Source organism: Thalassospiraceae bacterium LMO-JJ14 (genome assembly GCA_021555105.2).
Taxonomy (GTDB): domain Bacteria; phylum Pseudomonadota; class Alphaproteobacteria; order Rhodospirillales; family Casp-alpha2; genus UBA4479.
In genome coordinates this window covers 2,987,884-3,000,943 of sequence record CP134604.1, presented here as the reverse complement: position 1 = coordinate 3,000,943, position 13,060 = coordinate 2,987,884, and the positions used below count along the sequence as shown (strand labels likewise).

General features: G+C 57.5%; 14 protein-coding genes. 6 read left to right on the top strand and 8 right to left on the bottom strand.

All coding sequences use genetic code 11. The features are described from left to right. The first annotated feature begins 129 nt into the window (after positions 1-129). The 3 genes from L2D14_14210 (at position 130) to L2D14_14200 (ending at position 2,706) form a co-directional block, all read left to right on the top strand. Entirely contained in the window at positions 130-900 is a 771-nt protein-coding gene (locus L2D14_14210) for an SDR family NAD(P)-dependent oxidoreductase (protein ID WNJ99015.1), read from the top strand. 22 nt (positions 901-922) lie between these two features. Further along, complete coding sequence (locus L2D14_14205) at positions 923-2,200, top strand: aminotransferase class I/II-fold pyridoxal phosphate-dependent enzyme (GenBank protein ID WNJ99014.1); 1,278 nt, start codon at positions 923-925, stop codon at positions 2,198-2,200. Between the two features lie 128 nt (positions 2,201-2,328). Beyond that, a complete protein-coding gene (locus L2D14_14200) occupies positions 2,329-2,706 on the top strand; it encodes a c-type cytochrome (GenBank protein ID WNJ99013.1) in 378 nt (125 codons plus the stop codon). Between the two features lie 76 nt (positions 2,707-2,782). Here L2D14_14200 and L2D14_14195 read toward each other — a convergent pair whose 3' ends face one another. Beyond that, entirely contained in the window at positions 2,783-3,436 is a 654-nt protein-coding gene (locus tag L2D14_14195; GenBank protein ID WNJ99012.1) for a DUF1013 domain-containing protein, read from the bottom strand. A gap of 117 nt (positions 3,437-3,553) precedes the next feature. Further along, entirely contained in the window at positions 3,554-4,552 is a 999-nt protein-coding gene (locus tag L2D14_14190; protein WNJ99011.1) for an NAD(P)H-quinone oxidoreductase, read from the bottom strand. Positions 4,553-4,662: 110 nt separating this feature from the next. Here L2D14_14190 and L2D14_14185 point away from each other — a divergent pair, with 110 nt between their 5' ends. From L2D14_14185 to L2D14_14175, 3 genes are all read left to right on the top strand, one after another. Then, complete coding sequence (locus L2D14_14185; protein ID WNJ99010.1) at positions 4,663-4,845, top strand: DUF1192 domain-containing protein; 183 nt, start codon at positions 4,663-4,665, stop codon at positions 4,843-4,845. A 581-nt stretch (positions 4,846-5,426) separates the two neighbouring features. Beyond that, positions 5,427-5,873, top strand: a complete 447-nt coding sequence (locus L2D14_14180; GenBank protein WNJ99009.1) for a thioesterase family protein — start codon at positions 5,427-5,429, stop codon at positions 5,871-5,873. Continuing rightward, complete coding sequence (locus tag L2D14_14175) at positions 5,870-6,313, top strand: thioesterase family protein (GenBank protein WNJ99008.1); 444 nt, start codon at positions 5,870-5,872, stop codon at positions 6,311-6,313. Before L2D14_14180 ends, L2D14_14175 begins: the two co-directional genes overlap by 4 nt. A gap of 64 nt (positions 6,314-6,377) precedes the next feature. On the opposite strand, the gene L2D14_14170 is transcribed toward L2D14_14175, so the two are convergent. From L2D14_14170 to L2D14_14145, 6 genes are all read right to left on the bottom strand, one after another. Then, positions 6,378-6,833, bottom strand: a complete 456-nt coding sequence (locus L2D14_14170) for an Hsp20 family protein (GenBank protein WNJ99007.1) — start codon at positions 6,831-6,833, stop codon at positions 6,378-6,380. 272 nt (positions 6,834-7,105) lie between these two features. After that, positions 7,106-8,902, bottom strand: coding sequence for an adenylate/guanylate cyclase domain-containing protein (locus L2D14_14165; GenBank protein WNJ99006.1), 1,797 nt, complete (start codon positions 8,900-8,902; stop codon positions 7,106-7,108). Positions 8,903-9,128: 226 nt separating this feature from the next. Beyond that, positions 9,129-9,353 (bottom strand): 50S ribosomal protein L31, encoded by a 225-nt coding sequence (gene rpmE / locus L2D14_14160; GenBank protein ID WNJ99005.1) that lies wholly within the window; start codon positions 9,351-9,353, stop codon positions 9,129-9,131. An 82-nt stretch (positions 9,354-9,435) separates the two neighbouring features. Further along, on the bottom strand, positions 9,436-10,614 hold the full coding sequence (locus tag L2D14_14155) for an MFS transporter (GenBank protein ID WNJ99004.1): 1,179 nt from the start codon (positions 10,612-10,614) through the stop codon (positions 9,436-9,438). 3 nt (positions 10,615-10,617) lie between these two features. Beyond that, positions 10,618-11,874, bottom strand: coding sequence for a peptidoglycan -binding protein (locus L2D14_14150; GenBank protein WNJ99003.1), 1,257 nt, complete (start codon positions 11,872-11,874; stop codon positions 10,618-10,620). Positions 11,875-11,885: 11 nt separating this feature from the next. Then, a complete protein-coding gene (locus L2D14_14145) occupies positions 11,886-13,046 on the bottom strand; it encodes a flagellar motor protein MotA (GenBank protein WNJ99002.1) in 1,161 nt (386 codons plus the stop codon). Positions 13,047-13,060 lie beyond the last annotated feature (14 nt).

Here is a 13,060-nt window from a genome sequence, read left to right as displayed (position 1 = left end):
GAAACTTCACGGTTCTCCTGTCGGAAGCGTTTTTCCTCGCCTGAAAATGGATGTTATACACGGGCGATGAAAACTTACGTTTCGCGCAGCTGATGCCGCGACGGAACGTGTCCGCAACGGAGGAACAGCATGCGATTGAAAGACAAGGTCTGCGTCATAACCGGCGCAGCACAAGGTATTGGTGAGGCCTGCGCGCACAGATTTGCCAGCGAAGGCGCCAAGGTCGTGATTTCCGATGTTCAGGACGGCAAGGGCGAAAGCGTGGCCGGCGCCATTCGTAAAGCCGGTGGCGAGGCAATGTATTTTGCCTGCGATGTCTCCAAGAAATCGGACTGCGACGATCTGATTGCCGCTGCCGTCGAGGCTTATGGCCAAGTCGATGTACATCTGTCCAACGCCGCGATCCTGATTGCCAAGGACTTCCTGGAACTGACCGAGGAAGACTGGACGACAACCATAGACATCAATCTGACCGGCTTTTTCTATGCCGGGCAATCGGCGGCGAAACAGATGGTCAAGCAGGGCTTCGGCACCATTATCAACATGTCGTCGATCAATGCCGTTGTGGCGATTCCATCGGCAACCCCGTACACGGTGTGCAAGGGCGGTGTCCTGCAGCTGACCAAATCGATGGCGTTGTCGCTGGCACCGCACGGCATTCGCGTCAATGCGGTCGGCCCCGGCACAATCGCGACCGAGATGGGCAAAACCATGATGGCCAACGATGCGGCGCGCCGCCGCGTGCTGTCACGGACGCCACTGGGACGGCCCGGCGAACCTGATGAGATCGCCTCGATCTGCGTATTTCTTGCGAGTGACGATGCCAGCTACATTACCGGCGAGACGATTTATTGCGATGGTGGACGGCTGCCGCAGAACTATCCGCTGGATGTCGAATAAGTTAAGAGCAAAGGAATTGAAAATGGACCTGACGAAAGCCGCCGATCCTGACGTCATTCGTGGACGCCACAAGGACGCTGCCGGTCGCATGGAGCAACTGCGCGGTCGAAACCTCAGCCTCGACATGACGCGCGGCAAGCCGTCACCCGAACAACTCAGCCTCAGCGACGATCTGCTGGTTGCCGTGCAGCCGGGCGACACCACGGGTGAGGACGGTACCGACCTTCGCAACTATGGCGGTCTTGCAGGTATTCCCGAGGCGCGGCGCCTGTTTGCTGAATTCCTCGGCACCGTACCCGAGCAGATCATTGTTGGCGGTAATTCCAGCCTGTCGATGATGTGGGATGTGCTGTCGAATGCGATGTCATTCGGCATGCCGGACGGCGAGGGCGCATGGCGCGATCAGGGGGCAAAATTCATCTGCCCGGTGCCGGGGTACGACCGCCACTTCGCGATTTGCGAACGGCTCGGAATCGAAATGCTGACGGTCGATATGACTCCGGAAGGCCCGGACATGGACGCGGTACGTGCGCTCGTTGCCGACGACACATCGGTCAAAGGGATCTGGTGCGTGCCGAAGTATTCCAATCCGTCGGGGGAAACCTATACGGACGAAACCGTCGAGGCTTTGGCATCGATGCCGACGGCGGCCAAGGACTTCCGCATCATGTGGGACAATGCCTATGCTGTGCATCATCTGGGCGATGGGCCGGCGCGTCTGGCCGATATCCTGAAAGCCTGTGAAAAAGCCGGAAACAAGAACCGGGCAATCGTGCTTGGCTCGACGTCGAAGATGACCCACGCCGGTGCAGGCGTTGCGATGCTGGCGTCCAGCCCCGAGAACATCAAGGACCATCTGGACAAGATCGGCTATGCCATGATCGGACCGGACAAAATCAACCAGCTCCGCCATGTCCGTTTCTTCAAGAATATGGACGGCATACTGGCGCACATGAAAGAACACGCCGAGATCGTGGCGCCGAAGTTTGCCGCCGTTGAAGACGCGCTGGAAAAGCACCTGGGCGGCAGCGGTCTGGCGACATGGACCAAGCCGGAAGGCGGTTATTTCGTCAGTGTTGACGTGCTCGACGGGTGTGCTTCCAAGGTCATTGCACGCTGTGCCGATGCCGGTGTGAAGATCACCCCGGCAGGTGCGACATATCCATATGGCCGCGATCCTTACGACAAGAATATCCGTATTGCGCCGACGTTGCCGGGGGTTGACGAGATCAAGGCGGCTATGACCGTTCTGACGGCGGCAATCGAGGAAGTCTGCACGCAGAAGCTTCTTGAAGGGTAGCGGTATTTACATTTTTTACGCGGGAATCCTTTTCTTCGTAGCTCTGATTAGCTAGTTTTCCCGCTGGGGGACTTGGTATCGGGATGCTGTCCCGATAAGGCGAATGGATAAAGGTTGAAACGATGAAAATGACGAAATTATTTCTTGGATGTGTAGCCACTTGCGCACTGACGCTGAGCCTTTTGCCGGGCGCAGCGACTGCCTCAGATGGTGAGAAGGTCTTCAAAAAATGCAAGGCGTGCCACAGCCTGGAAGCCGGCAAACACAAGGTCGGCCCGTCGCTGGCAGGTGTCGTTGGCCGCAAGGCCGGTACGGCTGATGGCTATAAACGTTATAAGGGCCTTAAGGGCGCAGACTGGACCTGGTCCGAAGACGACCTGATGGCCTATCTGGAAAACCCGTCGAAGTTCACCAAGGCCAAAAACGGTCAGCGTTCGGCCATGGCCTTCAAGCTTAAAAAAGAAGACGAGCGCAAGGCGGTAATCGAGTATCTGAAAGAACACTGACCCTGTTCAGGGTATGGAATCAAAAACGGCCGATCTTGGATCGGCCGTTTTTTTTATGTCTGCTGTTCAGCGGCGATCAGTTTTCGCCCGATGGTTCACCGGACGTATCTGCCGGGGCGCTAACAGGCGTATTCATGGCCGGCGGTGCGGCAATCGGAATCTCGGTCGCAGCCGGGGCCGGTTCTGCTTTCGGTGCATGCACGGTGCGCGACCGCGCGCGGGCAACGGCGACGGCTTTTTCCAGATCGGTTGCCGCGCAGAGGCCCAGTCCAACCGGATTTTCCGCCTTGATGTTCGGCGAGTTCCAGTGCGAGCGGTCACGAACCGACATGATCGTCGGTTTGGTGGTGCCGATCAGTTTGGAAATCTGAGCATCGGACAGTTCCGGATAATTTTTAACCAGCCACGAAATGGCATTCGGGCGGTCGCCGCGTTTCGATACAGGCGTATAGCGGGCGCCTTTCTGTCGGACTTTCGGCTGCGGAATGTTCGGCTTGACCATCTGCAGAACCGCGTTTACATCGCCTTCGCAGCGCTCGACCTCTTCAGCCGTCAGCGCGCCGGCCTTGACAGGATCGAGGCCCTGCATGCCAACCGCGACGTCACCGTCGGCAATGGCCTGGACTTCCAACTCATGCAGGCCGCAGAACTGGGCGATCTGGTTGAATGTCAGTGTCGTATTATCGACAAGCCAAACGGCAGTACCCTTTGGCATCAATGGATGCGCCATAACACTTTCCTCTCGAACATCAGGGATTGACCGGATGGCACTCCGGTTAAACTCGGCGCCTTTATAACGTCACCGTTGCCCCCGGGTCAAAACATCATCGCGATTTTTTACAGACGCTTATTCTGCGATCTTCAACATGATTTTGCCGATATGCGCGTTGGATTCCATCAGTTCGTGCGCTGCGCGGGCCTCGGAAAGCGGGAAGACCTTGAAAATGACCGGTTTCACTCGCCCGGCCTCGATCAGGGGCCACACCGTCTTTTTCAGGTGACGGGCGATTTCGCCTTTGCGTTCAATAGATTGTGATCTGAGCGTTGAGCCGGTCAAGGTCAGGCGTTTCAGCATCAGGGGCATGAAATTGACCTCGGCCTTGGCGCCCCGCAAAAAGGCGATGTTGACGATCCGTGCATCCGGTGCCGCAGCCTTGATGTTCTTTGCTATGTAATCGCCACCAACCATGTCGAGGATGACATCCACGCCTTTGCCACCGAATTCCTTGGCTGCGGCTACGAAGTCTTCTTCGCGGTAATTCACGGCACGCTCGGCACCAAGGTCGAGGCAAGCTTGGCATTTCTCGGCACTGCCGGCGGTGACCATGACCCTTGATCCCAGCGCGGATGCTATCTGAATCGCCGTGGTGCCGATACCGCTCGAGCCGCCGTGAACCAGCAGCGTATCATCCGCTGACAGATGCGCGCGTTCGAAAACGTTGGTCCATACCGTCATGCAGGTCTCGGGCAGGGCCGCCGCTTCGACGATGGAAAGCCCCCCCGGGACCGGCAGGACCTGCTGCACCGGCGCCGTGACGTATTCGCCATAGCCGCCGCCTGCAACAAGTGCGCAGACGCTGTCTCCGACATTCAAGGCTGTGACGCCACCGCCAAGGGCGACAACCTCGCCTGCAACCTCAAGGCCCGGAATATCCGTCACGCCCGGCGGTGGCGCGTAATTGCCCTCGCGCTGGATGCAATCCGGCCGGTTGACGCCGGCGGCCTGCACCCGGATCAGTACTTCTCCGGCCTCGGGTGCCGGCACCGGGCGCGTTGCCGGCTTTAAAACCTCGGGGCCGCCGGGTTCTGTGATTTCGATGCAGTTCATCTCGGTGGGAATGCTCATGTGTTCAGTTCTCTGCCTTTGATGTGACACCCCGCAGGGGCTTGTCGATGGGGCTTGTTCATGGGGTGGGGTCTCTTTTAACATTCCGGACCAGTGTTGGGGAGGGGCAGATGGATATCGAAGACCTGGAACCGAAAAAACAGAAACAGCCTAAAAAAGATCTTGAGATCATGTCGATTGAGGCCTTGGGCGAATATATCGAGGAACTGGAAGCGGAAATCGCCCGCACCCGCGATGCCATCAAACACAAACAGGCGGCCCGTGAAGGCGCGGAGCAGTTCTTTAAGCGTTGAAATTTCAGGTCGGTCTGCGCTGTTTGCGGGTCACGAACAAGATCCAGCCGATCGGCCCCAGAAAAAGCACGATAACCAGCCAGCCAATACGCGGACTGAACGGGCACCGCGATCCCGCAGGCATCCGCCACGGCCCCGCGGAAGGGCTGAGGGCAACATGAAGCATCGGCAATACGAAACCGATCAGAATAATTGTCCAGGCCAGCCATACAGGTAACAAAATCAAGCCTTTCGCGCCTCAGAGGCAAGGGAATCACAGGTCCCTATACTGCTATCTATTAAACTAAAATTAACGCCTCGGCGATACGCTTTAAGGGTGTTCCGGGCAATCCGGCACACACTTTGACGCCTCCCTGTAAAACTCGCCGCCCCTCCGGGGGCGGTCTTTTTCATCCACATGTATGAGTATTTTTCAAGCAAAAGACCCACTTGACGTGGAGCAAGCAGATCGCTTTAATTCTGCCACAATTAAAAAAAAGATTGCTGGCGAGTTTTACAGGGTTGAGGCAATTAAACATGGGGGCTACCGGACATCCGGTGGCCCCCAAAATTATATGCGACAAGGCGAATTGTGAGAAGTGATGGCTGCTGCGAAAATCGAGATCAGAGACGATTACAAGTATTTCCTGAGTCTGCAGACCCGTTGGATGGACAACGACCTGTACGGACATGTCAATAACGTCACCTATTATTCCTATTTCGATACCGTGGTGAATTATTTCCTGATCGAAAAGGGTGGTCTTGATATTCACAATGCTCCGACGATCGGCGTCGTCGTCGAAAGCCACTGTAATTATACGCGCTCCGTAGCCTATCCGGACCTTATCGATTGCGGTCTCCGGCTCGGTCATCTTGGCAATTCGTCGGTACGCTACGAAGTCGGAATCTTCCGCAACGGCGAGAACGAGGCCTGCGCGGCCGGACATTTCATTCATGTTTTCGTCGAACGAGAAAGCAACAAACCGGTGCCGATCCCGCCACAAATCCGCAGCGCCTTTGAAGGCATTGTTACGGGAGGCGGGGCATGAGCGATTATCTCGATTGGCGAATCTCCGAGTTTCCGTTCCGAACGGATATCCCGACCCGTTGGGGGGACAACGACATGCTCGGGCATCTGAACAACGTCGTATATAACCGGATGATCGAAACTGTCGTCGTCCGCTTTACCATGGGACCGCTCGAAATCGATTGGCAAAATGCGCCCAGCTATCCGCTGGTGGTGGAATCGCTCTGCCGCTTTCATCGGCCACTGTCCTTTCCGGAAACCGTTACGGCGGGGCTGAGAGCAGGCCGGCTCGGCGGCACCAGTGTAACTTATGAAATCGCCCTGTTCGGCGAGGGACACGATATTCCGGCGTCGACCGGTCATTTCGTACATGTCTTCATCGACCGGGATACGCATCGCTCGGTGCAAATCCCCGAAGCCATCCGTGAACGTATCGAGATGCACGGTATCCACGGCAAATAAGCCCAGAAAACGAAAGGCGCGCCCGCATGGCGGGCGCGCCCTTTTTCAATCTGATAAGCGGGTATCAGGCGGCTTTCTGTTCGATTGCCTTGTTGCCTGATGCGCCTGCAATTTCAATCTTGCGCGGTTTTTCGCTTTCCGGAACCGAACGCTCAAGCGCGATGTGCAGAAGACCGTTTTCAAGGTTCGCACCTTTGACCTTAATGTGGTCGGCAAGCTCGAAGCGGCGTTCAAATGCACGTCCGGCAATACCACGGTGCAGGAAAGTACGCTCTTCCTCACCGTCGTTCATCTTCCCGGAAACGACAAGGGTGCGGTCGGTCAGTGTGATATCGATATCGTTATCGGAGAAACCGGCAATGGCCAGGGTAATCTGGTAACCGTTCTCGCCAAGCTGTTCGATGTTATAGGGCGGGTAGGCGTTGTTCTGTTCGGTCTGGGCGGCGGCGTCGAGTAGACGCTGCATGCGGTCAAAACCGACGGAATGGCGGAAAAGGGGTGAAAAGTCGATCGTACGCATAGCAAATCCTCCTTTGAGCGATTTGATCATGAGCCCGCACCCTGAATATTCAGGTGAGCAGCCAATACGGCCCCCATGTCGGGCTCCGTTAAGCAGAGCGAACCCAAACGGCATCCGCTCTTTCCATGAATCAGATAATCCTGCTGAGGTGTACTGCAAGGGTTCGAGATTGATTTTTTTCGGATATTCTGGGGCAGCACGACTGCCTGAAACCGGGGCTGGGCCGCTATTTCACAGCTTGCGCTCTTGTTATTCCGCGGCTTGCGCTCTTGTTATTCCGCGGCTTGCGCTCGACGCCAATCGACTTCCCAAAGCGTCACCGGACCATCAAAGCCCTTCATTTCGAAGCCGCCCCGATTGACGAAGCGATATGACTTGCCCGAGCAGATCCCCTTGACCACGTCGGTCACGAAAATCTCGTTCTTTTGTGCCTTGTCGACAACACGCGCCGACATCTGCACGGTCGATCCGAACAGGTCGTTGTCTTCCTGGATCGGCTCACCGGCGTTAATGCCGATCTTCAGATATAGCGGCAGGTTCGGATTGCCCTGGGTATGCTCATTGGCACCACGCTGCATCATGATTGCCGCTTCGACACTGTCGGAAGCCTGTTCGAACGACGCCATGATACCGTCGCCGGTGTGCTTGACTTCGCGGCCCCGGAATTGCGTCAGGGCTTCCCGTACAACGCGGTTGTGCGCTCTGACGACCTCCTGGGCCCCGGCATCGCCCAGCGCCTGTGTCATCGCCGTTGAGCCGGCGATGTCGGTGAACAGAACGGTGATAACGCGTGGCTGTTCTTCCTTCTGCTTCGGCTTGTTCCATTCTTCGAGCGCGCTGTCCATGTGCCGCGCGATATGCGTCTCGTCGGTCATAAAGGTGTTCATGGCGTTTCTGCCTGCCTGGAACATCTGCATATAGCGGCTGTCCTGGAGAAGGTATTCTTCGTATTTGCCGGCGAAATTTTCAGCGTGGGATTTTTTGTAGCCCAGCACCTGGACACTGTCGCCGAGGATCTTGTTGGCGGCCTTCTGGTCGATACCGCGGCTTTGCATCAATGCCTCAGTGGCGCCGGCAACCCACAGATTGACGCCGAACTTGTTGAAGTTATCCAGCTTCTCCTTGTTGAAGTTGGACCCTTCAAGAGCGGCGCCGAGCGCCTTCATCATAAATGCCTTTTGCTTTTCTTCCTTAGGCGACAAACCCGGGGTCCCCTTGGCGTCCGCCCCGGGAGGTGTGGACCCGCCGCCATCGCCTTCTTTCTCGCCGCCCATTTCACCACGCAGGCGCTCGTTCGAAGCAGCATCGTCTCCCGAGCCACCGCTGCTGTCGGCGCCTTCAAGGTCGCGTCCGGGCGCAGGAGCCTTTTTCCGCCGCTTTTTCTTGACCTTCTTGACCTTGCGCGGTGGTGCGGCTGCGGCCTTGGGCTTGAACAGAGGTTTGTTGTCCTTGATCTGGGTTTTCTTCAGCAGGCTCGATGCCATCATCAGGGCCGACAGCAGGAACGTGCCGACGAAGACGACGAACAGAACATTGGATTCCGCATTGCCTTTCATGGTCGTGCCGAACAGCACCTTGCCGCTGATCAAGCTGGACGCCATGAATGTGAAAAAGCCGGCGATTGTCAGGCTGATCAAAGCGACCATCAACAGCTTAACGACGACAAGCGTCAGCGTGCTTTCCTTGGGCTTGCCTTTGCTTTTCTTGCGGCGCTTGTGCGCGTCGTCATCGGTCAGAGAAGAAAAGGTGTTGGACAGTTCTTCGTCGTCGGCATCCTCATCCTCTGCCCTGGCCCAGCCAGATTTGCTTTTGGATGTATCGGTGGCATCGGTTTCATGCGGATCAAGCGTCGATACCCCGGCGCTTTTGTAGATCACGAATTCCTGGGATGTACCGCGATCCGGGTCATAGACCTCGCGGACCACCTTGACGGCACTGATGCCCGGCATGCGTTCGAGTCCGCGGGCTTCCTCGACAGCGGCTTCCTTTTGAAAGGAACCGAACTGCGCGTGAATGCTCCACCGCTGTCCCTGCTGGACCTGGACCTCGAACTGAGTAATCCCGGGCACGCTAAACCTCCTCACGAATACGACATGTGTCGTATTCGCTCACCGCCTAACAACCGGATCGCCACTGTGGGCCATTCGGTTGCTTCCAAAAATCAGAATAACAAAATAGGAATCCGATAACAATTTGATTTTGCAATGCAATATTCCCATTGCGGCGTATACGTCAGGCAACAAAAAACGCCCCTTCAAGATGAAGGAGCGTTATTGTTCGTTACCGGACGTGGTATTAGTTTTTCAGGCCGATACCCGAGAAACGTTTGTTGAATTTCGCGAGCTGGCCGCCACTGTCGAGAAGGCGGTGCACGCCGGTCCACGCCGGGTGTGACGTCGGATCGACGTCGAGTTTGAGCGTGTCGCCCGGGTTCCCCCAGGTTGAACGCGTCGTGAAGGTCGTCCCGTCGGTCATCTGGACCGTAATCTCGTGATATTCCGGGTGCGTATCTTTTTTCATGGCTTTCGCTCCGCTTGAAACAGGCGGGCCTTATACCCAGTCGCTGGCTGTGTTTCAAGCCCGCTGTTGCATGCAATTGAAATCAGTTGTTTCGCGTGCCCTTCAGCAGCGCGAGATATGCGATCAGGGCCACGCCCAACATGATGACGGCCCCGGAGAAATACGGCGAATTCAGGCCGATAAAACCGAACGCGGCCCCTGCCACGGCAGGTCCGGTCATGCGCGACAGGGTCGTGGCGGATCGGGTGACGCCCATCAATCCGCCCTGGATATCGGCTTCGCCTTTGACGGAGATCGCCGTGTTCAGGGCCGGGGTGGTAATGCTGAAGCCGATCGCGGCAATGGTCATGGCGCCGACAAGTTGTGGCACCGTGGTGACGAACGGGACGCACGCCATACCAAGACTCAAGGCCAGCGCCCCGAAGAAGATCAGCCGTTCAACGCCGAACCTGGCCGCCAGACGGCCGATCAGACCGCCCTGGATGAGGGCCGCAAAAAACCCGATAAAGGCAAAAAGATAGCCATTTTGTTCGGGACCCCACCCGAACTGGCGGCGCGACCACATGGCGAATGTCGATTCCAGTCCGGCGAAAACGAAAGTTGCCAGAAAAGAGAGAATCAGCAGGATGCCGATGCCGGGTGTCTTGAGGGCATCCATAAGGGCCTTCATCCGGGCGGTACGCGTTTGACCGGCGATCTTGGCGCGGGCTTCGGCGGGCAGGCTTTCCTTGAGCACGAACAGGCCCAGCAGGAAGGCCAGTGCCGACAGGCCGGCGGCGGCAAGGCTCGGGGTTTTGAAATCGGCGGATGCTGGATCGGCGCCCGCGAGAATGCCGCCAAGTGCCGGCCCCAGGATAAAGCCTATGGAAAATGCAGCGCCGATCATGCCCATGCCCATGGCACGATTTTCTTTGGTTGTTTTATCCGCGGCATAGGCAAAGGCCGTTGAAATGTTGCCGGCCATCAGCCCGCCGACGGCACGCGCCATGAACAGCATGATCAGGGTGTCTGCGAAAGCGAGCCAGATATAGGACAGCGCGGCGGCGAATATCGTCCCCAGCAGCACCGGGCGGCGTCCGATCCTGTCGCTGAGCCGGCCCCAGAACGGCGCCGATATAAACTGTGCCGCCGAGTATATGGCCATCAAAAGGCCGACCTGAGCCGGTGAGGCCTGATAATGCTCGGCATAGAACGGCAGCAGCGGGATGATGATCCCAAAACCGATCAGGTCGACAACGACGATGAGAAAAAGGACGGGCATCTGTCAGCGCTGCGTGAACTTAAGTTCGATACGGCGGTTTTTCGCCTTCGCCAGTTCGCTTTTCCCGGTTTCAATAGGGTAGTACTCGCCAAACCCGGTGGCGGCGAGCCGTTTGGCCGGTATGCCTTCGCTGATCAGGAAGTGGACGACGGAAAGTGCGCGGGCCGTCGATAGTTCCCAATTCGACGGAAACGTGGACGTTGCGATCGGATCGCTGTCGGTATGACCGTCGATCCGCAAAATCCAGTCGATGTCATCGGGCATTTTGATGGCGATTTCGAGCAATGTCGTCGCCAGCTTGGCAAGCTCGGCACGGCCGCGGTCCCCAAGGGCGGCAGAGCCTTTGGCGAACAGCAATTCGGACTGTAGAACGAAGCGGTCACCGACGATCCTGACGTCGTCGCGGTTGCCGATCACCTGGCGCAGACGGCCGAAGAACTCGGAGCGGTAACGCGACAGCTCCTGAACCTTCGAGGCCAGCGCGGCATTCAGGCGCTGCCCCAGTGACTTGATCTGCACGTCTTTCTTCTCGGCTTCCGCTTCGGCGGCGTCGAGCGCAGCGTTCAGGGAATTCAGTTGCTGACGTAATGCGGCCATCTGCTTGTTCATCAGGGCCAGTTGGGCGCGGGCGCTGTCGGCGATTTCCTGCTTTTCGGCGAGGCCGACTTTCAGATCGTCCCGTTCTGCCTCGGTTTTCGTCAAGGACGCAACCGTATTCGCCAGCGACTGCTCCAGGTCGTCGCGCTGCTTTTCCGCTTCTGCAGCGCGAAAGGACAGGGTGGAGACCTCTTTTTCGAGTTCCTCCTTGAGCGCACGAAGAGCGGCGACATCGCCGCTGAGATCGGCTATTTCGGCAAGCTGGCGGTCGATGGCTTCCTTGTCGGCAGCCGAGCGGGCGCGCATCTGCGACAGTTCCGCCTGTGCACTTGCATAATCGGCACGCAGGCCGGAAAGCTGCTGCTCCAGCGTGGCGCGACTTTCCAGCGAAGCCGAAAGCTGATCGCGCAGGCTGTCGACGCCAAGCTGCAATTGCTGGTTCTCGGATTTGGTCAGCGCCAGTACTTTCGACAATTCGCTCAGATCGTTTTCCAGTGCACGCAATGCCTTGTCACGGCCGGAAAGGGCCTGCCCCAGAAAGAACTGCGCCAGCACGAAGATCAGCAACAGGAATATGATGACCATCAGCAGCGTCGCCAGGGCATCGACGAAGCCCGGCCAAATGACACTGGAGCGGTTATCGCGGCGGCTTAGGGAGGCCATGCGCTAGGGTCTCAATTGCTGTCGCCGGTTGCGGCGATGGTCCTGGCAAGCAACCGGATTTCCCGGCGCAGGGCGTCGGTGATTTCGTTGCGGGTCAGTGCGCTTTCGTCGACCAGGCGCTGCATATTCTTGTCGACATTGCGCAGATGCCCTGACATGACCTCATCGGCATTATTACCGACACTGCCGTTTGCCAGCCGTTCCAGGATCGGTTTCATCTCGACCTGAGTTTCGGCCAGGTGACGCATCACGGCCTGTTCCGTGCGCATATGATCCGTCAGGGTTTCGACCTTGTTGGCCAACTCACTCAGCGAATGATTGACGGCGTGCTTGCCTTCTTCGCTTCTGGAAATAATGACCTGCAGGTTTTCAAGGCTCTCGGCGGTCTGTTCAAGCAACGCCTGCACATAGGCCGGTACGCCCTGTTCACCTTCAGCGCCGAGTGCGCCGCTGGACAAGCGGGTAACGCTCGACAGCCATTCTTCCAGTTCGTTGAAAAAGCGGTTCTGGGACTGGCTTGCCTGCAGATCCAGGAAGCCCAGGACCAGCGAACCGGCAAGCCCGAACAGGGAGGATGAAAAGGCCGTACCCATGCCGTCGATCGGGGCTTCAAGGCCGGTTTTCAGCTTTTCGAAGACCAGCGCCGTTTCGCCGCCATCGACATTGAGGCCGCCGATCACCTCGCCAATGGAGCCGACGGTCTCGAGCAGGCCCCAGAACGTCCCGAGCAGGCCCAGAAAGATCAGCAGGCCGATATTATAGCGCGACAGATCGCGGCTTTCATCCAGACGCGCCGCAATGCCGTCCAGGATCGAACGCATGCTGAGCGCCGACAGGCTGAAACGGCTGCCGCGGCGGTCCGACAGCATGGTTGCCATCGGCGCCAGCAATTTCGGATTGTCGCGGCTTTCGGGCAGCCTGATCTGAAGACCGGCGTCGGTTTCGGCTATCGTGTCGCGGAAGCTGTCGAGCCATGACACTTCAGGATAAAGCAGCGCCACTTGGCGGAAATTGTAAAAGATACCGAGCACGAGGACACCGAGAATCAGGCCGTTCAGTGCGGCGTTTGCCAGAAAGGCGTCCTTCAGCGGATCGAAGACGAAAAAACAGGCGGCGGCGACGCACCCGAGAAACGCGATCATACGGAACAGGAAAACGGTAGGGCGTGTCATGCGTGTCCATCCTC

Excerpts from the sequence above, each read along its gene's own strand:
- L2D14_14210 (WNJ99015.1), top strand. The coding sequence starts at position 130 with ATGCGATTGAAAGACAAGGTCTGCGTCATAACCGGCGCAGCACAAGGT.
- L2D14_14205 (WNJ99014.1), top strand. The coding sequence starts at position 923 with ATGGACCTGACGAAAGCCGCCGATCCTGACGTCATTCGTGGACGCCAC.
- L2D14_14200 (WNJ99013.1), top strand. The coding sequence starts at position 2,329 with ATGACGAAATTATTTCTTGGATGTGTAGCCACTTGCGCACTGACGCTG.
- L2D14_14195 (WNJ99012.1), bottom strand. The coding sequence starts at position 3,436 with ATGGCGCATCCATTGATGCCAAAGGGTACTGCCGTTTGGCTTGTCGAT.
- L2D14_14190 (WNJ99011.1), bottom strand. The coding sequence starts at position 4,552 with ATGAGCATTCCCACCGAGATGAACTGCATCGAAATCACAGAACCCGGC.
- L2D14_14185 (WNJ99010.1), top strand. The coding sequence starts at position 4,663 with ATGGATATCGAAGACCTGGAACCGAAAAAACAGAAACAGCCTAAAAAA.
- L2D14_14180 (WNJ99009.1), top strand. The coding sequence starts at position 5,427 with ATGGCTGCTGCGAAAATCGAGATCAGAGACGATTACAAGTATTTCCTG.
- L2D14_14175 (WNJ99008.1), top strand. The coding sequence starts at position 5,870 with ATGAGCGATTATCTCGATTGGCGAATCTCCGAGTTTCCGTTCCGAACG.
- L2D14_14170 (WNJ99007.1), bottom strand. The coding sequence starts at position 6,833 with ATGCGTACGATCGACTTTTCACCCCTTTTCCGCCATTCCGTCGGTTTT.
- rpmE (WNJ99005.1), bottom strand. The coding sequence starts at position 9,353 with ATGAAAAAAGATACGCACCCGGAATATCACGAGATTACGGTCCAGATG.
- L2D14_14155 (WNJ99004.1), bottom strand. The coding sequence starts at position 10,614 with ATGCCCGTCCTTTTTCTCATCGTCGTTGTCGACCTGATCGGTTTTGGG.
- L2D14_14150 (WNJ99003.1), bottom strand. The coding sequence starts at position 11,874 with ATGGCCTCCCTAAGCCGCCGCGATAACCGCTCCAGTGTCATTTGGCCG.
- L2D14_14145 (WNJ99002.1), bottom strand. The coding sequence starts at position 13,046 with ATGACACGCCCTACCGTTTTCCTGTTCCGTATGATCGCGTTTCTCGGG.